At 62.5% G+C, this 18,763-nt stretch carries 15 protein-coding genes; 5 read left to right on the top strand and 10 right to left on the bottom strand.

Annotated elements, in window-relative coordinates:
- Position 1 precedes the first annotated feature (1 nt).
- Positions 2-349, top strand: a complete 348-nt coding sequence (locus P6U30_RS22720) for an FmdB family zinc ribbon protein (protein ID WP_407165138.1) — start codon at positions 2-4, stop codon at positions 347-349.
- A 432-nt stretch (positions 350-781) separates the two neighbouring features.
- On the opposite strand, the gene P6U30_RS22715 is transcribed toward P6U30_RS22720, so the two are convergent.
- Positions 782-1,657: a hypothetical protein gene (locus tag P6U30_RS22715; RefSeq protein WP_407165137.1), complete on the bottom strand. Its 876-nt coding sequence runs from the start codon at positions 1,655-1,657 to the stop codon at positions 782-784.
- Between the two features lie 205 nt (positions 1,658-1,862).
- Between P6U30_RS22715 and P6U30_RS22710 the strand changes: the two genes are divergently transcribed.
- On the top strand, positions 1,863-2,492 hold the full coding sequence (locus P6U30_RS22710; protein WP_407165136.1) for a hypothetical protein: 630 nt from the start codon (positions 1,863-1,865) through the stop codon (positions 2,490-2,492).
- Positions 2,493-2,576: 84 nt separating this feature from the next.
- Here the strand turns inward: P6U30_RS22710 and P6U30_RS22705 are convergent, their stop codons facing one another.
- The 9 genes from P6U30_RS22705 to P6U30_RS22665 form a co-directional block, all read right to left on the bottom strand.
- Complete coding sequence (locus P6U30_RS22705; protein ID WP_407165135.1) at positions 2,577-4,163, bottom strand: methyltransferase regulatory domain-containing protein; 1,587 nt, start codon at positions 4,161-4,163, stop codon at positions 2,577-2,579.
- Between the two features lie 4 nt (positions 4,164-4,167).
- Complete coding sequence (gene tssH / locus P6U30_RS22700) at positions 4,168-6,807, bottom strand: type VI secretion system ATPase TssH (RefSeq protein WP_407165134.1); 2,640 nt, start codon at positions 6,805-6,807, stop codon at positions 4,168-4,170.
- A gap of 94 nt (positions 6,808-6,901) precedes the next feature.
- The gene (gene tssG, locus P6U30_RS22695; RefSeq protein ID WP_407165133.1) at positions 6,902-7,963 is read right to left on the bottom strand and encodes a type VI secretion system baseplate subunit TssG; all 1,062 of its coding nucleotides are present in this window, start codon (positions 7,961-7,963) and stop codon (positions 6,902-6,904) included.
- Positions 7,927-9,894, bottom strand: a complete 1,968-nt coding sequence (tssF, locus tag P6U30_RS22690) for a type VI secretion system baseplate subunit TssF (protein ID WP_407165132.1) — start codon at positions 9,892-9,894, stop codon at positions 7,927-7,929. The genes tssG and tssF overlap by 37 nt, the downstream gene beginning before the upstream one ends.
- 1 nt (position 9,895) lies before the next feature.
- Positions 9,896-10,402 (bottom strand): type VI secretion system baseplate subunit TssE, encoded by a 507-nt coding sequence (gene tssE / locus P6U30_RS22685; protein WP_407165131.1) that lies wholly within the window; start codon positions 10,400-10,402, stop codon positions 9,896-9,898.
- 172 nt (positions 10,403-10,574) lie between these two features.
- Positions 10,575-11,060, bottom strand: a complete 486-nt coding sequence (locus P6U30_RS22680) for an Hcp family type VI secretion system effector (protein ID WP_407147017.1) — start codon at positions 11,058-11,060, stop codon at positions 10,575-10,577.
- 50 nt (positions 11,061-11,110) lie between these two features.
- Positions 11,111-12,610 carry a type VI secretion system contractile sheath large subunit gene (gene tssC / locus P6U30_RS22675; RefSeq protein WP_407165130.1) on the bottom strand — a complete coding sequence of 500 codons (1,500 nt, stop codon included), beginning with the start codon at positions 12,608-12,610 and terminating at the stop codon, positions 11,111-11,113.
- A gap of 17 nt (positions 12,611-12,627) precedes the next feature.
- On the bottom strand, positions 12,628-13,152 hold the full coding sequence (gene tssB / locus P6U30_RS22670) for a type VI secretion system contractile sheath small subunit (RefSeq protein ID WP_407147015.1): 525 nt from the start codon (positions 13,150-13,152) through the stop codon (positions 12,628-12,630).
- A gap of 124 nt (positions 13,153-13,276) precedes the next feature.
- Entirely contained in the window at positions 13,277-14,587 is a 1,311-nt protein-coding gene (locus P6U30_RS22665) for an ImpA family type VI secretion system protein (RefSeq protein ID WP_407165129.1), read from the bottom strand.
- 347 nt (positions 14,588-14,934) lie between these two features.
- Here P6U30_RS22665 and P6U30_RS22660 point away from each other — a divergent pair, with 347 nt between their 5' ends.
- From P6U30_RS22660 to tagH, 3 genes are read left to right on the top strand one after another with little or no spacing between them, the layout of a single operon-like run.
- Positions 14,935-16,803 (top strand): type VI secretion system Vgr family protein, encoded by a 1,869-nt coding sequence (locus P6U30_RS22660; protein ID WP_407165128.1) that lies wholly within the window; start codon positions 14,935-14,937, stop codon positions 16,801-16,803.
- Between the two features lie 26 nt (positions 16,804-16,829).
- Positions 16,830-17,372 carry a DUF6931 family protein gene (locus P6U30_RS22655; protein ID WP_407165127.1) on the top strand — a complete coding sequence of 181 codons (543 nt, stop codon included), beginning with the start codon at positions 16,830-16,832 and terminating at the stop codon, positions 17,370-17,372.
- Positions 17,373-17,384: 12 nt separating this feature from the next.
- Positions 17,385-18,761: a type VI secretion system-associated FHA domain protein TagH gene (gene tagH / locus P6U30_RS22650; RefSeq protein ID WP_407165126.1), complete on the top strand. Its 1,377-nt coding sequence runs from the start codon at positions 17,385-17,387 to the stop codon at positions 18,759-18,761.
- The last annotated feature ends 2 nt before the right edge of the window (positions 18,762-18,763 follow it).

Here is an 18,763-nt window from a genome sequence, read left to right as displayed (position 1 = left end):
GATGCCGATCTACGAATATCTCTGCAATGACTGTGGTCCGTTCACCGATATGCGTCCGATGGCGGAATGCGACCTGCCGCAGGACTGTCCGCAATGCGAGGCGACGTCGCCGCGCGTGATCCTCACTGCGCCGGCGTTCTTTTGCATGCCCTCGGACAGGCGCAAGGCGCACGCGGTGAACGAGCAGAGCCGGCATGCGCCGAAGACGCTCGATCAGTACAAGGCCGTGCATGGTCCGGGTTGCGGCTGCTGTTCGACCGGCAGAAAGAAGCCGGCGCGGCTGGTGACCAAGACCAGGAGCGGCGCGAAGGCCTTTCCGACCGCGCGCCCATGGATGATCAGCCACTAACGCATGATGGGATGAGCTTGATCTGAACCAGCGGCGGAGGTCACCTCTCCCGACGGCAGGGCTATCGCATATGCCGCCTTGGGCGGCTGCGCACATACTCGGCCTCGTGGTTCGAGACGCGCCACAAGCGGCGCTCCTCACCATGAGGGTCTACTGTTGTGCCGCAAAACAAGACCTCATGAGGCTGTGTATCTATGTGGCCGTCATTGCGAGGAGCTCGCGACAAAATTGCAAAGCAATTTTGCGCTGAAGCGACGAAGCAATCCATGCTTCCGCGTACGCGGCGCGTTGGATTGCTTCGCTCCGCTCGCAATGACGGGGATGGAGCGCGCGCACCCTCTCCGTCGTCCTGAGGAGCCCGCCAAAGGCGGGCGTCTCGAAGGATGGCCGCAGGGCGTTTTTCTCCCAAAAACTCCATAGTCCAGACCCACCTCAGCGCGCGCCCTTGGGCTTCGAACCAAGCAGATCGTGCGTCCCGCTGATGCTCACCGTTCCCGAGCACTCGAATCCGCCGAAAAATCCGCAGGAGCCGGTGACCGTGACGCGCAGATCCTTGCGCTGGTACATGTCGACCGAAATGCCCATGCGCGAAAAGTCGTTCGCGCTGTTCGGCAGGATCAGGTCGATGTGTTCGGCCGCCCAACGCGGCAGGTGCGGATTGCTCTTCCAGAACAGTTCATTGCCGGCGTGGTGCGCGAAGTTCGGCCCGACCGTGAGTGCACCGTCGGCGCCCTCGAACACGAATCCCGTTTCGTCGATGTGCACGTTCACCCGATCGGGTGCTACCGCGAAATGCAGCGAGGTGATGTCCTGCGGCTGCGGGTCCTTGCCGAACTGCGAACTGTAGGCGTCGCTCCACTGCCCGCGGTCGCGTCCGAGCCCGAAGCCGTGTCGGCCCGGGAGATCTCGCGTCGAGAGCGGCCTGTCGGACAGCTTTGGCCGCCAGATCTCGCGAAATCCCTTGCCGATCGTGGCGGCCATCGACAAATCGAGGGCCCAATGCGGCTTGTCCAGGCTCTGCCCTTCGGCGAAGGCATCGTATCCGTCCGTTGTCTTGGCAATGCGCAGCTTCTGGATCAGGTCGTCCCAGTTTTTCGGCAGGAAGGTGACGCCGTCGAGTGTGTTTGTCGCGGCAGCGACGCCGTACTTCTCGAGTTGGTGTCGGATGTAGGGCTTCTCGTCATGGAGGCGCACATCCGGGTTGGGCCCGGCGAAGTACTGCGCCAGATCGATCTGCGGCCGAAACATGGTCAGCCGCGCCGCAATCTTCCGGTAGGTGTCGGTCGTGGTCGGGTTGATGGTCGTCACGGGGCCGCCTCCGGGTCAAGGCTGATCTCCGATTGGTCTGGCGCGAACGGGGTGGGGTTCAATGCCGGCCGGCTGAATGACTTTGCCGACGGCGCTTTCCGGTGAAGGTCGACGTCCCGTCATGCCCGCGTAGAGCTGTTTGAACCTCCCAACAAGAACCGCCGACCACCATCCGTGGGGCGGTGTCAACAACGAGGACGATCCGATGTCACTGCGGAGCAGGGTGCTAGACGTGCTCAATGGTCCGGCGGTCGCGCGCATTCGCTTCCGGTTTCCGATCCGCGGGAGCCACGTGACGATCGCGCCACAGACGTTCCAGCATGTCGCGCGCGCGATCCGGTTGGGGCAGGTCCACGTCAGGGTTCCGACGGACCTCGCGGCAGACGTCGCAGCGCAATACAACGATGTCGCGCGAACCCGAGCGGACGGTACAGTGGTTGCGGCGAACACGTTGGAGGTCGTGTCCGCGACCGGGCGGCTGGATGAAGCCTACATCGTCCATGAGAGTCTGCATGCGGCCTACGATCTGTTGCGCACCGGCCTTGACGCCAATGCGGAAGAGGCGTCTGCCTACGTCTGCACGGCGCTCTATTGCCGCATGACAGGTCTGCCGCGACCTCGGTGGGCGAACGGGCCGATCTACGCCAATGCCGCTGGGGTCGCCCGAACGTTGCTATCGCAATACCAAAAGGGGGACCCCGGAATTCCCTGGGTCGGCGAGCACGAATGGCGGCTGTTGCGCGCCGGTGTCGGCATTGATCCGGTCTATACCAGAGGACCCGCCGGCATTCTCACCGGATGGCTCCTCGGCCAGCAATACACCCACGATGGCTGAGTGGCGCGAGCCGCTTCCAAAAAGGGCGGCACGGGCTTCCGGCTTCTTGCCCTTCCTGGACAGGGGGTGATGCCGTTGAGCGCGTCAGGCGACCAGCAAGCCCAGCTTGCCTACCATCGCGAGCGAGCGTTCTACGCTCTCTCGCATTGACAGCAGCAACGGCTCGGCAGGCTGCCCGGCAGTATCGGTCTGGTCTATCCGGATGGTTGGGCCGAATCTTTCGGTCATCTCGGCAATGATCTGGTCGATGGTCCGGACACCGTCCAGCAACTGCAGAAAATCCCGCGTCCGATCGTTCTCCAACTGTACCGTTTGGTGGAGCAGGTTGGTGACCAACGGACCGGTTTGCGCCTGTTTTCGCGCGAGCAGGCTCGCCTGCGGATGGTCGCTCGCTTCGTTCCGGAGAAAGGGAGGTGATACCAGGAAGGTGACCTCGCCGCTGCAAGCCAGGATGGACATCGCCTCCGTCAGCACCTGTTGATCATCATCTGCCCGCCGGCCGCCCAGCAGCGTACGGGCGCCATCGAGCAATTCGCCAAAGGACAGCGCGCGTGGCCAGGCCCGGCCGAGACAGAGGTGCGCAGCCTTCAAGAGCGGCTTGGCCACCGTAACCCTGCTGCCGTCTTGCTGCTCAAATTCCATCGCGGAGTCGTCGGTCACGCAGGCGTCGGGATCGACCGGGCTGGTGGTGCTCAGGAGGTAAAACCTGGTGACGAAATCGAGGTCGATCTGGCGGCGAAGTGAGACGCTGTCGTGGCAGAGCAAGGTGCGCCGGAAGCCGTTGCCGTCGATGAAATCCTGGTACTGGTCGCGCGCCATGAATTCACTGTCCGGGAAGCGCTGCAACGTCGTGCGGATTTCCTCGGAATAGCCGGCGAGATAGCGTCGTGAGAAATCAGCGTCGCTCAGATATTGCAGACCATGGCGGCCCGCGTCTTCGACGACCTCATGCAGCAAGAAGGCCTCGGCGCCCTCGTCGAGATCGTCGTGAAACAGCAGTTCGTCCGGAGCCTTGAGGACCCGGTTGTACTGGTCGCGCATAACCGCACCGTGCACCGAGTTGGCTTTCGAGCCCTCGCTCAGGAACTTTAGGATCGCGCGAGCCTGTCCTACCTTCTCCTTCATGCCGGTGAGGCGGCGGGTGTGATACCGCATCATGTCGCGGACCATGTCGCGAAGATGCGAGAACGGGTGCGCGTTGTAGCTGACGTAGCAGACCCCGTGCGGCGCAAGGTTCTGCTTGAAAATCGTGATCATCTTCTCACGCACCGCCGGAGGTACCCAAGAATACACGCCGTGTGCGATGATGTAGTCGAACAGTCCGAAGCTGGCGTCGACGTTCATGATGTCGCAATGCAGGAGCTTGATGTTGTTCAGGCCCAGTGTCGCGATGTTTCGCCGGCCGCGCTCGATCGTCACGCCGCTCAGGTCGACACCGATGAATTCGCTGGCCGGATGTTGAAAAGCCATCGGCAACAGGTTGCCGCCAACGCCACAGCCGAGCTCCAGCACACGGCAGCGCTCGACCGGAGCCGGCTGCATGCCGTAAACGGCGGCAATGGTCGCGAGGTGGTTCGGGTGAGTGAGGCCGTAGACGTGGCCGGGATAGTAGACCTCGTCGTATGGCGTGAGACCGATCGCCGGAGAGCGATGCTCGGTTTGAACGTTCATCGCCTCAGTTCCAGGAGTATGCGAACTTGTCGTTCTCGATCGAGACCCGTGCCCGCTTTACCTCCTCCTTGGCAATCGATTTGCTGAGGAATTCGCGCGATAGCTCCGGCAGCAAGGTGTTGGTGATGATGTTATCGATCATGCGACCGCCGGAATCGGGATCATTGCAGCGCGACACGATGTGCTCGACGACCGCGTCGTCGTAGCTGAAGGCCGCGTTGTGATTGTCACGGAGACGCCGTCCGATCCGGTCGAGCTGCAACCGAACGATCCCGCCGAGCATCTCGTCCGACAGCGGGAAGTATGGAATCGAGACGATACGTCCGAGCAGCGCGGCCGGAAACACCTTCAGCAACTCCGGTCTCAGCAGCCTGGCGAGCTCTTCCGGCTCGTTGCGATACTTCGGGTCGCGCGACAGGCCCATGATCAGATCCGTGCCGACGTTGGTGGTCAAAATGATCAAGGTGTTCTTGAAGTCGATCCGGCGGCCATTGCCGTCCTCCATGATTCCCTTGTCGAATACTTGGAAGAATATCTCGTGGACATCGGGATGGGCCTTCTCCACCTCGTCGAGCAGGATGACGCTGTAGGGTTTGCGCCGGACCGCCTCGGTGAGACGGCCGCCCTCGCCATAGCCGACATAGCCGGGAGGTGCACCCTTCAAGCTGGAGACGGTGTGCGCCTCCTGGAATTCCGACATGTTGATCGTGATCATGTTCTGCTCGCCGCCATAGAGGGTCTCTGCCAGCGCCAGGGCGGTTTCGGTTTTGCCAACCCCGGATGGTCCGGCCAGCATGAACACGCCGATCGGCTTTGACGGATTGTCCAGCTTGGCGCGGCTGGTCTCAATTCGCTTGGCGATCATGGTCAGTCCATGGGACTGGCCGACCACGCGGCGGTTGAGAATCTCCGGCAGCTTCAGCACAGTTTCGATCTCGTCCCGCATCATCCGGCCGACCGGGATGCCGGTCCAGTCAGACACGACAGACGCAACCGACTGCTGGTCCACGTGGGCGTAGACCATCCGCTTGTCGGGATCGACACGCTCCAACGTCTCGAACTTGCTGCGCAGCTCCGCGCGCGTCGTTGCCGGATCCTGGCCTTCCTCCGGTTTGGACAGCAGATCACGAAGGCTGCGGATGTCCTTGACGAGTTCCTGCTCGGCGGCCCAATCGGCCTCGAGGCGCGCCAGCTTGTCCTTCAGTGCGGCGATGTCGCTGTCGATCGCGGCAATGCGCTCGCTGTCTTCGGTCCCGAGATCGCCATCGCTGACGAGGGCCGACCGCTCCGCCTCACGAGCGGTGATCGCAACGCGAGTGTCCTCGATCAGGGCCGGCGTCGCGCTCTGGCTGATGGCCACCCGCGCCGAGGCGGTGTCGAGCAGGCTGACTGCCTTGTCCGGCAACTGCCGTGAAGGAATGTAGCGGTGCGAAAGATTGACTGCTGCAACGATTGCCACATCCGAGATGCGCACGCCATGATGCTTTTCCATCGGACCGAGAAGGCCGCGCAGCATGACGCAGCAGGTCTCCACGTCGGGTTCATCGACCTGGATCGGCTGGAAGCGTCGCGTAAGCGCGGGGTCCTTCTCGATGTGCTGGCGATATTCGGCCCATGTGGTGGCGGCGATCGTACGCAGCGTGCCGCGGGCGAGGGCGGGTTTCAGGAGATTGGCCGCGTCTCCCGTGCCGGCCGCGCCGCCGGCGCCGATCAAGGTATGGGCTTCGTCGATGAACAGGATGGTGGGAGTGGGTGAGCTCTGGACCTCATCGATCACCGAGCGCAAGCGCTGTTCGAATTCGCCCTTCATGGAGGCGCCGGCCTGCATCAGGCCGATGTCGAGCGCGCAGAGCCTCACATTGCGCAGCGGCGGCGGCACATCGCCGGCGGCGATGCGCTGGGCGAAGCCTTCGACCACGGCGGTCTTGCCGACGCCGGCCTCGCCGGTGAGGATAGGATTGTTCTGGCGCCGGCGCATCAGCACGTCGATCAGTTGGCGAATTTCCTCGTCCCGGCCGAGGATCGGATCCATCTGGCCGGACTTGGCCTTGGCTGTGAGATCCTGGGAGAACCGGTCGAGCGGTGTCGTTCCTCTGGCGCCGGCCTGGCCGGCGCCCTCTGTGCCGGCACCGACCAATCCCGAGCCGTCCATCGGCCTCATGGTCTCCTCGTCGGAGCCGGCCCAAACGGCGCGGCGCTCCGTGGCGAGCGCGTCGACATTGAGCTTGGAGAATTCCTGCGAGAGATTGTTCAGTGCACGACGGATATCGTTCGACTTCAGTCCTGCCACCAGCAGATGACCGGTGCGGATCTGGGTCTCGCCGAAGAAGAGCGTGGCATAGTGCCAGCCGCGGTCGAGGAGATCGATGACCGAATTGGCGACACCCGGCATGTCGGTTTCGTTCTTGCGAAAGCCATTGATGACACCGGCGAGGTCCGACAATAGTCGAGACCGGTCGAGCTTGTAGTGATCCACCGAGAGGCTGAGGTCGTTGCGCTCCTGCTGCAGGATATGAAACAGCCAGTGCGCGAGCTCGACGTTGCGGTTGCCGGCGCTCTTGGCGTGGCGCAGTGCCTGGATGAAGGCATCGTAGCCGGCCCGGTTCAGTTTGCCCGTCACGGCTTCAAGGCTGATGTCGGTCATTGCGGCACCTCCTGCTCAATTGCTCCGGGATGCCCGGGTTGGCGGAAATCGCCTCGACTCCCTTGCAGTTGGGCGATCGGCGTGTTGGTTAGGTTCAATTTGCGGCATCGTCCGCGGCGCTCCGACGGGCCCTCAAGCGTTCGCCGAGCGCAAAGCGCGCGTCGCGGCGATAGTCGTCCGTCGAGGTCCAGTTCGGCGACACCCAGGTGGTCCATCCCAGTCGTCCGCTCTGTCCGAGCCTGACCGGCACCACTTCGCCCGCCGGAATGGCGAGCTCCACCTCCCAGTCCAACTCGTCGCCGATATAGAAGAAGACGGCATCCGCCAGTGGCTCCGACAAGTTGCGCGTTTCGGACGGCAGAAACTTCTCGTACTGGGTGAAATCCTTGACGAAGACACGAACCCTGATCTTGTCCTCGACGCTGAACACGCGAGAGCCCAGAAGAACATCCCGGCCGAGGCTGGCATGCGTCCCGCCCAGCCGGCTGCAGTGACCCGTGTCGAACGAGAGCCAGGTTCCGACAAATTCGTCGATCTCGACCTTGACGTCGAACAGCCCCTGCAAGAACCGCGTCAACCGCGACGCGGACTTGGCCTTGGGTGCGACCAGCCCGGCGAAGCTGAGCTTCGCCATGTCGGGTACGGTGTCCCGATTGGCGAAAACGTCGGAGCCCAAGCCGGCGAAAGAGCCGACATAGGCGATGAAGCGATCCTCGGCCGGCCGGTCATGCTGGGCGATCGGCCGCGCGTCGGCCCAGGCGCGAAAGAACAATTGCAGGAAGCGTCCGTTGAGAAGGTCGAGAAAGTGCGGGAAGGCGTCATCGCGCATCAGCCACCAGCCGAGACTTTCATCGGTGGTGGCAAGCGGCAGCGCGCCTTGCGGTCCCAGCAGACCGAGAAACTTGACGAGGATCCTGAGGCGGCCGTTCTGGTCGTCGACCGCCGCAAGGTTTGAGGCGGGGAACTCCAGATAGGGCGCCTGGCCGAGATCGATGTATTCCTCGCGGCGCGCGGCACTATCCCCGATCCGCGGCCGATCCGGATGGGCCCGCTCGAACTGGCGGAGGGTGTCGAAGAAATCGAACCGCCAGGGTTCGGCCTTCATCTGCTCGATCAGCGTCACAGCGGTCTCCGCGTGCCCATGCGCGGCGGCCACCGCATGATCTCGCCGCGTTCCGGCGTCGAGATGACCGTCTGCGTGAATGTGTTGAAGCCGGAATAGTCGGCGAAGAAGCGTTCCAGCACGGCGCCGAGCAAGAACACGCCGCTGCCTTCGAATGCCTTCTCGTCAAGGGTGACGGTGATTTCCAGTCCCCGCGCTGCGCCGCTGCCGGTGCGCTCGCGCACCCGGCGGACGACGGGCCGGCTTTCGATGCTGCGTACGCCGCGGATCTTGCGTTCGGTGGCATCGTCGAACTGGTCGGCGAACAACGACAGCATCTCGCGCAGCGCTCCGGCATTCTTGCCGCCACCGCGCTCGACGAGGCCGAGGTAGTTCAGGGTCAGCATGTTGATCAGCGACCAACTGACGGCTCCGCTATTGGCGATCTTGCTCCGGCTGCGCAGTTGAGCCACCACCGGCTCGCGAGGCCGCGTGGGGCCAGCGACGCAGATCAGGTCAAGGGAGGTATCGTCCAGCAAGCGGAAATCGGCGCCGCCCTGGCCGACGGGCAGGTGCTCGGTGAGATGGCGGTTGGAGCACAGAGCCCGGACGCTGAGTTCGGCGACGGCGCCTTCGCCGCTCAGTTCACCGGGCTCGAGCAGTGACAGGAACATATCCGTCCCGGTGTAGTCGGAGGACGCGCCATACGTCTTCTCTTCCACCGTGCGGCGCCGGGGCAACCGGCGGACAGTGAAGTAAAGTCCCTCGACCGATCCGCTGGTCCGGTCGACGGCGGCCGAGTACAGCGGGCGCACCGGCCGCTTGTCCCTCTCTGCCGGAAAATGCGCGTAGACGTCGAGTACCTGGTGCGGCTCGTACTCGAGATAACGGCTGCGATCGGGCACCACATGGTACTCATGGGTGTTCGACTTGACCGGGATGCGATCGCTCGTCTTCTCGAACAGGTTGATCGCTGGCGCGGTGTAGAGCCGGAAGGTGTCGGGACGCACCGCGGCGGCAAGCCGCGAATTGTGTTCATCGAAGGCAAAGACGATATCGATCGATTTGCTGCGCAGCCGAGGCATCAGGCCGCGAAGGCCCGTCAGGTTGATGCCGAGGAACTTGCGCGGAAACATGAAATATTCTCGCAGCAGCTCCGAGCCGCGAAAGATCCGGTTGTCGTTTGGAAACAGAGCCTCGCTCTCGCCGAAGCCAAGTTGCTGCACGCAGTCATGTGGCGCACGGGTCACCACGGGATCGCCGAAGTCGTCGAGATGGCGGAAGTAGACACCCCTGCAATTCGAGATCAATTGCTCGTAGAGCGCGATGGCATCGGATTCCGCGCCGGACAGGTAGATCGGGAGGTCGCTGACGCGACAGCCTGCAAACCAGGTTTCCGGCTTGGCCCGGGCCTCTGCGTCTGGCAATTCCTCATCAAGCCGGGCCGCAGTGCGATGCGTTAACGACAGCCTCAGTCCGGCGATGACGTCGCTGCCGACCGGAATCCCGAGCGCTTGCAGCGCGCCTGCCGTCGAGAAGTACTCGGCGCCAGTGACGTCAAACGGCCAGAGCACGATCTCGCTGCAAAGTCGAAACCGGCAGGAAAGGCTTCGCTCCCGCTCGCGGTAGGTGGCATCGAAATAGGCGCCGCGTGCGATCTTCTTGCCATCGCGCAGCGCAGGGTCGGCATAGGGTGGCCGCGCCGCGACCAGCATGGCCGACGGAGTGGGAGCAAGGTAGTTCGGAACCAGTTGCTCGAGCAGGTTTGCGGTGAACTCCGGGAATTCGTGCTTGAGCTTGAGCTGAACGCGGGCGGCGAGAAACGCGGCACCTTCCAACAGCCCGGTGATCATCGGATCCGAGCGATCCCGGATCAGGCCGCCGAGGCGCTCCGCAATGCCCGGGTATTCCTCGGCGAAATCTCCTGCCTGCTCGTACAGCAGTGACAGTTCGCGATTGTAGAAATCGAGGAATTCGCGATTCATGTTAAAGTCGGTTGATCTGGATATCGCCGCTGTCGAGATCGACGTCGGCGACGAATTCCACGGGGACGTCGAGCGGCTCGGCCTTCAGGTCGGCATGAACGATGAAGCGCAGCTTGAGCTGCTCGGGGCCGACCGAGCCGTCGCGGCGGACCCGGATCGTCTTGCGATCGAGCCGGGGTTCATAGGTCGTCAGCGTTGCACGCAGCGCGTCGGTGAGCTCGTCGTCCGTGACCTCGTCGATCGAACGGTGGGCAATATCGGGAAAGCCGTAGTTCAAAATTGATGTTCGAACGCAATCCCGCCCGCTCAGGTCCAAGGTCGATTCCAGGGCGATGGTGTTGAGGAGCATTTCAAGGTCGTGGGACACCTCGCGCCGGAGCAATGTTTCCGAGATCGGAAAACGGCCTGCGCTGCGCCGCCCGGCAATGACCCGCTCACCGGACTCATCGCGCAGATTGAGTTTCTTGCGCGCATCGCGCGCGCCATGCGCCGAGCGAAAGGCCAGCATTAACGGGGGACAGAGCCGATCCTTCTTTGGCGTAATGGTCATTCATGTCCCCATGACACCCGACTTGCATACGATTTGGCGGCGCGTCGGTTGGCCTGCGACGCCAAGTCGCCAATCGCACGCTTGGCGCCGGTTCGCGCTATTCGCATCCGGCGCCAGGCGAGGCCTGCAATCAGGCCCACTCCTTGTTGGCCGGAATGTCCCAGCCAAACGTCGGCGAAGCTCCGGCGCCGCCTTTTTCCGTCTGCGTCTTGTAGGTGATCTTGACCTTCGCGAAGTTCAGACTGACGTTTTCGGTCAGGCGATCCTCGCCGTGCGAGCCGCCCGTCGATACGCTGCTGACCAGAACCTGCTTCATCTCGATCTTGAGATATTCAAGCGGGTGCTCCCCGGCCTTGCGGACAGTCAGGATGGCGCTATCGATATGCTTGCCGTTCGCGCAGACCTTGAACAGTTCGGGCGTGGCCTTGTCGACGAAGTGCGTGAAGTGGAGGTCCTGTACGTTGACCTTGCCGGCGCCGCCGCCCGGGCCGCTGTGAAAGGTGCCGCTCTGGCTCTCGCCAAACGACCAACTCAGAACGTCGATCTCGTCCTTGTGCTTGTCGTCCAGCGACTCGCCCTTGATCGGATCGAGCTTTAAGAAGATATCGACAGCCATAATATAGTCCTCTCAAAATTCTGCATGTTTGCGGTTGCGACGGTGTGGCGTCAGGAGCTGGGGCCGGGCAGGCGTGAAACCAGGCTGAGGCCGACGTCCATCGCCTCCAATTGAAAGTGTGGGCGAAGAAAGAAGCGCGCGTTGTAATATCCCGGGTTCTCCTCGTTTGCTATGACCTCAACCTTCGCAGCGGCCAGCGGCTTGCGCGCTTTCTCGGCTTCTGACGACAGGGCTGGGTTGGCGTCAACGTACTCGTTGATCCAGGTCTGCAGCCAGACCGTCAGCTCATCCTTCTCCTTCATGGATCCGATCTTGTCGCGAACCATGCACTTCAGGTAATGCGCAAAGCGAGATACTGCGAACATGTAGGGCAGACGTGACGACAGGTTGTCGGACGCGGTTGCATCCACGCCCTTCTCACCGAAATACTTCTTCGGTTTGTAGAGCGACTGGGCGCCGATGAAGGCAGCCTTGTCGGTGTTCTTGCGATGGATCAGCGGGATGAGGCCCGCCTTAGCAAGTTCGTGCTCGCGGCGATCGCTGATCGCGATCTCGGTCGGACATTTCAGGTCGACGCCACCGTCGTCAGTTGGGAATGTATGCGTCGGCAGGTTGATGACCTCGCCGCCCGACTGCACGCCGCGGATGCGCGTGCACCAGCCGAACTCCTTGAAGGCGCGGTTGATGTTGACCGCCATCGCATAGGCGGCGTTAATCCAGCCGTATTTGTCGCCTGTGTGCCCGTCCGTCTCCTCCTCGAAGGCGAATTCTTCCACGGGCTCCGACTTCGCGCCGTAGGGCAGACGCCCCAGCGCACGCGGCATGCACAGGCCGAGATAGCGCGAGTCGTCCTGATCGCGTAGTCCCTTCCACGCGGCATATTCCGGCGTGTCGAACACCTTGCCGATGTCGCGGGGGTTGGACAGTTCAGTCCACGAATCCATTCCCATCAGTGTCGGCTCTGCGCCGCTGAAGAAGGGGGCGTGTGCCGCGCCGGCGATCTTGCTGAGGTCGCGAAGCAACTGGACGTCGGTGGGCAGGTGACTGAAATAGTAGTCGCCGATCAGGCAACCAAACGGTTCGCCGCCCAACTGGCCGAATTCGTACTCGTAGATCTGCTTGAACAGCGGACTTTGATCCCAGCGCGCATCGGGGTAGAGCCGCAGATTCCGATACAGCTCGCTCTTGGAGACGTTCATCACCCGGATCTTGAGGTTAGCGTCGGTTTCCGAATTGAAGACGAGGTAGTGGAGGCCGCGCCAGGCACTTTCGATCGCCTGGAACTCGGGTGCATGAAGGATCTCGTTCATCTGCGCGGTCAGCTTCTGGTCGATCCGCGCAATCATCTCCTCGATGGTATCGAGCACATCCGACTTGATGACGCTCGAGTCCTTCAACGCTTCTTGAACGAGCGTGGATACCGCGTTCTCGACTTCGGTCGCTGCGCGTTCGGTGCGCGGCTTGAAGCTTTGCTTCAGCAGAGCAGCGAACTCGTCTGCCTCGACGGTCCCGACCTGGGTGGTGACTTGATGAGCAGCTTCGTTTGCCATGGTCCCCATTCCTTCCCTTAGCTCTGAACGTCGGGTTCGGTAGACTGGCTGGTGGCGCGCTCGTGCAGCGCGGCCATCAGTTGAGGATCGGCGAGAAGCTTCTTGAGCTGATCCTCGGCGGCCACCTTGCCATCCATGTAGCGCAGCAGGTTGGCGAGTTGTTCGCGCGCCTCGAGCAGCTTGGCCGTAGCCGGCACCTGGCGGGCGACCGCCACCGGCGTGAAGTCGGCCATCTTGTTGAAGCGCAGATTGACGGAGAGTTTCTCGTCGGCATCGCTGAGCCGGTTGGCGACGCGGGCCGTCACGCCGGGCTGGATGGCCGCCATGCGGTTGTCGAAATTGTCCATGTCGAACTCGAGGAACTTGCGTTCTTCGACCTTCGGCTTCTCGACGCCGGGATTGTTGCCGGACAGATCAGAGAGGACGCCCATGACGAACGGCAATTCGATCAGCCGCTCGGCATCGTATGGATCTTCGTAGGTGATGTGCACCCGTGGTGCACGATTGCGCCGAATGAATTTCTGACCGCTGTCGGTAGCCATGATTTCCTCTCCACGAAATCGCTTTGGGAAGCCGATTTGCGCGACGCGGGGTGACAAGGCGCCTCAGCTCACGGTCGGCAAAGCTTCCTTATGTCCGGTTAGTCCGCTCGAGCGAAAAGCGGGTTCAATGCGATTTGTCGATTGTCTTCAGCGCGCCCTCGGGCAGGACGTCATTCAACAGGCTGAGGAAGTCTCGTTGTGCGAGATCGCGCGCGCGATCAACCAAAAACGGGATCGGGCTGGAGGGCTCCGCAGCCCGGAAAAACGACGCCACCTTGGTCAGCAAGTCCAGGGCTTGAGTCCTGTTTTCTATTGAAAAGACAATAGCTTGAGCATCGCTCTCGGCCGTCGATGTTGGCGCGGAGGCAAGCTCCGCCATCCGTTCGATCGGCAGATCGAAGACCCTGTCGCGGCCGATGTTGATCGCAGCGTTCTCCAGGTGGGACGGCACCAGCATCCGCATCACCTCGATGAACGATTTGCCGACCATCTCTTGCGCCTGACGCACCAGCAACAGCGCCGGGCTGGATGGTTCCATTCGGGCAAAGTAGTCGGCAACAGCGGCAAGTGCTGCGGAGGCCTGCGCTGAGGAGGCCAGCACGCCGATCATGTCGGGCGCCACTTGCTCGTCGACGGCGGAGACTTCAGCAGGCGCGGCGATCGCAGCCGGGTCACGTGCCGTGACGAGACCCGCAAGCCAGGCAGCCATTCCGTTAACCAAGCCGGAGAGCCTGTCGAGGCTGATCGGTTGGCCCGAGTTCAACTTTTCGTGCCAGATCGCTTTGAGGTCTGCGAGTTCGAGGGCGACTGCGGCGCACCGCGCGCTGGCGGCCTTGAGCGTGTCGAGGTCCGTTTCGCTGACGATGCGCTCGATGGTCGCAAGATCCGGCCCGTCGACGTCGGCGTCGCCGGCGGGAATTTCGCCCTTGGCCACCTGATAGGCACGGTAGTTGAGGCTGCCGTGCCGGCGGTTCTCGATCAAAGGAAGGAATTGGAGCGGATTGATCACCGTCGGAAACACGTCGATCGCTTCGACCGTGACGGCGCGAAGTGCATAGTTGCCGTCCTCGCCCCTCGGATGCACCGCGTCCCACTGCTCGCGCAGCAGCAGGTTGGTTGCCTTCAGGCAGTTGAGAAAGCCGTCGAGATCACGGTTGAGGATGGAAAACTTGGCCAGCAACACGTTCAGCCGCAGATCGCGGGTACGTGTCAGAAGCGGCTGCGCGGCGACAAACTGGCCGGCAAAGTCGACCGCCTTCGGGTCGAAGCGCCCGCGCTCTCCGTTGGCGTTGACGACCTCGAAGAACGACATCGGCAGCAGCGATTCCGCACTTGCGAAGAAGTTGAGATATTGGACATCTCCGATGGCATCGAGATCCGGCCCGCAGGGATCTTCCGCGGCTATCGGCTGTGTCAGGGAGGCGACATCAAGCATGCGAGGATCGTCCTCTGCTCGGCCATGGCCCCTCTGCCGAACGCGACGGTGGCGGATCACGCAGGGGGCATCATGATCCGATTCCTTATGGGTCAGATGCTTGCCGGTCCCGGTTCACTCCCGACGATCATGACATTTTCGCGTGAACCGGCAAGCTCTTGAAGCCGACTACTTGAGGGCCGGGGTGGTTCTTTGGACGGCTGCTTGTGGCGCGTCAGGAGGCTCGGCCCCGGGGCGGATTTGCCGGCACTGCCAATGGCGGGCGGGATTTCCGTGGTTCTTGCATGACGCCAGATCTGCTGTGCTGTGGCCGATCAGGTGGCTAGTCAGGGAGTTTAAACGCCCACATGGGCCAGCTTACCCAGGATACCCGGCTCTGCGAACTCAAGACGCCTCTCGGCAAGGACGTTCTGGTTTTTGTCGGATTCGAAGGTTCGGAAAGTCTCAGCGAACTGTTTGAATATCGCATCGAGTGCATCAGCGAAGATGCCGACCTCGACTTCGACCGTGCGATCGGTCAGCAGTGCACGCTGACGATCAAGCTGCATGGAAAAGAGCGCGAATTCAGCGGCATTCTGACGGAAGCGCAGTGGCTCGGCGTGAAGAACGACTATTTCAGTTACCGGATCGTGCTGAGGCCATGGTTATGGCTGCTGTCGCGCACCACCGATTGCCGGATCTTTCAGGACAAGAAGGCGCCCGACATCATCAAGGAGGTCTTCACCGAACGTGGCTTCACGGATTTTGAATCCAGGCTGACCGAGGAGGGCTCCTGCCCGGAGCTCGAGTATTGCGTTCAATACCGTGAGACCGACCTCAATTTCGTATGCCGGCTCATGGAACAGCATGGCATCTATTACTTCTTCAAGCATGAGGGCGGTAAGCACACGCTGGTGCTGGCAGACTCCAAGTCGTCGCACAGTCCGATCCAGGGCCTCGCCACGATTCCCTACATCCCACTGACCGGCGCCGACCGTCGAGGGGAGCAGCACATCTACGAGTGGGTCTCCGAGCGCCGGTTTCGCACCGGGAAGGTCGAGCTCAAGGATTACAACTACGAGAAGCCCAATGCGCAGATGCTTTGTGATGCCAACGGCTCCGAGCACTACGCCCGCTCGGAGATGAAGTTCTACGACTATCCCGGCAAGTACAAGGAGAAATCCGACGGCGAGCGCTACGCGAAGATCCAACTCCAGGCCGAACAGGCGATGGATCGCCGGCGCCGCGGCAATGGCGACGCGGTCAACCTGTTCCCCGGCGGATTGACCAGGCTCGCGAAGCACTCCAAGGATTCGCAAAACGTCGAATATCTCGTGGTGCGCGCCACCCATTCGTTCTCGATCGAATCCTATCGGTCCGGTGGTCTCAGCGACGCCGGACAACACGTCTATTTCGGCAGCTACGAGCTTCTGCCGAGCGACCGGCCGTTCCGGGCACCGATGATGACCCCGAAGCCAAGGATTAATGGCATCCAGACGGCCAAGGTGGTGACCAAGAAGGATACTTCGAACGAGGAAATCGACGTCGAGTCACTGGGCGAGATCTACGTCCGCTTCTTCTGGGACCATCAGAACAAGCGATCGTGCCGGTTGCGCGTGGGTCAGGTCTGGTGCGGGAAGCGCTGGGGCGGCCAGGTCATACCGCGGGTCGGACAGGAAGTGGTGGTCGAATTCCTGGAAGGGGATCCGGATCGGCCGCTGGTGATCGGGACCGTGTACAACGACGAATACAAGCCGCCCTACGATCTGCCGTCGAACAAGACCATCGCCGGATTGAAGTCGGACTCCACCAAGGGGGGCGGCGGCTACAACGAATGGAGCTTCGAGGACAAGAAGGGATCCGAGAAGATCACGCTCCATGCGGAGAAGGACTACGACGTCACGGTCCGCGACAGCGAGACGCGGACCATCGGCGAAGCTGCGTTGGGCGGTGACACGCGCAAGACCACGCTCAAGAACGGCAACGACAAGCTCGATATCGAGTTGGGCGGCCAGCACATCACGCTTGCGATGGATCAATCGGTCAACGCGGGCATCAGCATTACACTGATGGCCAACGTCAACATCACGCTGCAGGTTGGTCCCAGCCAGATCATCCTGTCGCCCGCAGGTATCGTGATCAACGCGCCGACGATCGCCATGACGGCGCAAGGCGCGATGGCACTTGCAGCCGGGGGCCCGCTGGTGGCCCACGGCACGCCAACCCTGGTCGGATGACGCTCATGGGTCAGCTTCGGTTCGCCATGGTTCAGGATCTGCTGCAGGCCTATCCCATGGCGCGCTATGACGTCGGCAAGGCCGACGCCGACAGGCCTTCGCTGGATTTCCTTCAGGAGGCCGCGGATGCACGCAACTGGCACCAGGCCGTGTCGTTCTGCGCCTATCTGCTCCCCAGGCGCGTGGCCATCGCCTGGGGCTGTCGATCGTTGCGGCGCATGTTCGACCATTTCGACGCCAACGATACTAGGTCGCTGAACTTCGCCGAGACCTGGGTTCGGCAACCGGACGAGCAATCCCGGAACAAGGCGCTGGCTGTCGGCAATGCCAACGATCCCGAGCAGCCGGCGACATGGCTGGCGCTGGCGGCCGGCTGGTCCGGCGGAAGCGTGGTTCCCGCGGAATTTCCGCCGGTCGAGGCCAAGCCAGACCAGGCCGCGCGGGCGGTGCGTGCGGCCCTGCTGATCGGCCTTTGCCGGCTGCCCCGCGACTCCCGCGACCGGATAATGACGGCTTGCCTGGAGGATGGTATTCAATTGGCACGCGGCGAACCGCGCCCTTCACGCTGACGAGACGATGTGATGGTGCTTCGCTTCCATATCGAGAACGAACCGAACCTTCCCGACGGCGGCCCTGTGTCATTTGCGGTCACCGGCCGGCGTTCGGTCGATATTGGCCGCGACCGCCACCTCGATTGGACGTTGCCGGACCCGGCGCGGATGATTTCGGGAAAGCATTGTGAGGTACATTTTCGCGACGGCGGCTACTGGCTGCACGACGTCTCGACCAACGGCACCTTTCTCAATGGCGCCGACCACCGCATGCGGGCGCCGCACCGGCTGCGCGACGGCGATCGGCTCACGATCGGCCATTACATCATCGCGGTTTCGCTGGAAGGTGAGGGTGGCGATCGCGTCCCTTACCATGACGCACAACCGCACGAGCCACCCGTCCGGCAACACGCGAATGGCGAAGAGCTTTGGGCGGCCGATCGTGACGTGCCGCCGCCGATTGATCCGCAGCAGTTGAAGACGCCGCGCGAGGCCGCGCGGCCGGTCAATCCGGAATTTCTGGATTGGGCAGCGAGCGTCCCGGCGCCGGGTGTGGATCCCGTTCGACGTTCATCGCCGATGCCTCGGTACCAGCCGTCTATCCAGGACGACATGAGCTGGGCGGCCGGTCCGGTCGCCGCGCCGAAACCGCAGGTCGAGCGCCCGCCCGCCGTACCGATCCCGCGCCGGCCGTCGGTGTGGGCCGGTGATGAGCCTGTGGCTATCGAGCCATCGCCATCAGCAGCTCGGCCGCAGGGTGACGCGCCGCAACCGGCGCAGCCAGCAGCCGGAGCGGCTGCCATGACCTCGCCAGTCGGCCGTGCCGAGTTCGCTCCGCTGGTGGCTCGCGCGGCCGGATTGCCGGACAACTTCTTCGCCGACAACACCGATGCTGAGCTCGCCGAGCAGCTTGGCATCATCTTGCGCATGACGGTGGATAATCTGATGGCGCTGTTGCAGGCGCGAACACAGGCCAAGCAGCTCACCCGCAGCACGAGCCAGACCACCATCCAGGCCATCGAGAACAATCCGCTGAAGTTTTCGCCGACCTCGGAAGAGGCGATGCGCATTCTGTTCGGGCCGCCGACGCGTAGCTACCTCGACGCGCAGCGTGCCTTTGCACAAGGATTCAGCGACCTCAAATTGCATCAGTTGAAGACCTACACGGCGATGCAGCACGCCGTCCATGAGCTGATCGCCAGTATCGATCCGACGCTGATGGCGCGAGAGCTCGAGCTTCAGCGTGGCGCAAGCTCCTGGCTCGGCACGAACAAGAGCAAGCTCTGGGACGAATTTCTGACGCGCTGGAAGGCGCATCTCGGCCGCGACAGCAGCGCGCCGATCGATACCTTTATGTTGCATTTCTCGGACTATTACGACCGCGCCGACAAGGCCGGGTCAAAATGAAC

Origin of the sequence: Bradyrhizobium sp. ORS 111 (genome assembly GCF_045571485.1) — a bacterium.
Classification (GTDB): Bacteria; Pseudomonadota; Alphaproteobacteria; order Rhizobiales; family Xanthobacteraceae; genus Bradyrhizobium.
Note: the sequence above shows the minus strand (reverse complement) of the source record. Positions and strands in the feature narration are given on the sequence as shown.

What these genes read in the sequence shown, in the direction of transcription:
- P6U30_RS22710 (WP_407165136.1), top strand. Translation starts at nt 1,863, where the DNA reads ATGTCACTGCGGAGCAGGGTGCTAGACGTGCTCAATGGTCCGGCGGTC.
- P6U30_RS22660 (WP_407165128.1), top strand. Translation starts at nt 14,935, where the DNA reads ATGGGCCAGCTTACCCAGGATACCCGGCTCTGCGAACTCAAGACGCCT.
- P6U30_RS22705 (WP_407165135.1), bottom strand. Translation starts at nt 4,163, where the DNA reads ATGAACGTTCAAACCGAGCATCGCTCTCCGGCGATCGGTCTCACGCCA.
- P6U30_RS22655 (WP_407165127.1), top strand. Translation starts at nt 16,830, where the DNA reads ATGGTTCAGGATCTGCTGCAGGCCTATCCCATGGCGCGCTATGACGTC.
- P6U30_RS22665 (WP_407165129.1), bottom strand. Translation starts at nt 14,587, where the DNA reads ATGCTTGATGTCGCCTCCCTGACACAGCCGATAGCCGCGGAAGATCCC.
- tssC (WP_407165130.1), bottom strand. Translation starts at nt 12,610, where the DNA reads ATGGCAAACGAAGCTGCTCATCAAGTCACCACCCAGGTCGGGACCGTC.
- P6U30_RS22680 (WP_407147017.1), bottom strand. Translation starts at nt 11,060, where the DNA reads ATGGCTGTCGATATCTTCTTAAAGCTCGATCCGATCAAGGGCGAGTCG.
- tagH (WP_407165126.1), top strand. Translation starts at nt 17,385, where the DNA reads ATGGTGCTTCGCTTCCATATCGAGAACGAACCGAACCTTCCCGACGGC.
- tssE (WP_407165131.1), bottom strand. Translation starts at nt 10,402, where the DNA reads ATGCTGGCCTTTCGCTCGGCGCATGGCGCGCGCGATGCGCGCAAGAAA.
- tssH (WP_407165134.1), bottom strand. Translation starts at nt 6,807, where the DNA reads ATGACCGACATCAGCCTTGAAGCCGTGACGGGCAAACTGAACCGGGCC.
- tssB (WP_407147015.1), bottom strand. Translation starts at nt 13,152, where the DNA reads ATGGCTACCGACAGCGGTCAGAAATTCATTCGGCGCAATCGTGCACCA.
- tssF (WP_407165132.1), bottom strand. Translation starts at nt 9,894, where the DNA reads ATGAATCGCGAATTCCTCGATTTCTACAATCGCGAACTGTCACTGCTG.
- P6U30_RS22720 (WP_407165138.1), top strand. Translation starts at nt 2, where the DNA reads ATGCCGATCTACGAATATCTCTGCAATGACTGTGGTCCGTTCACCGAT.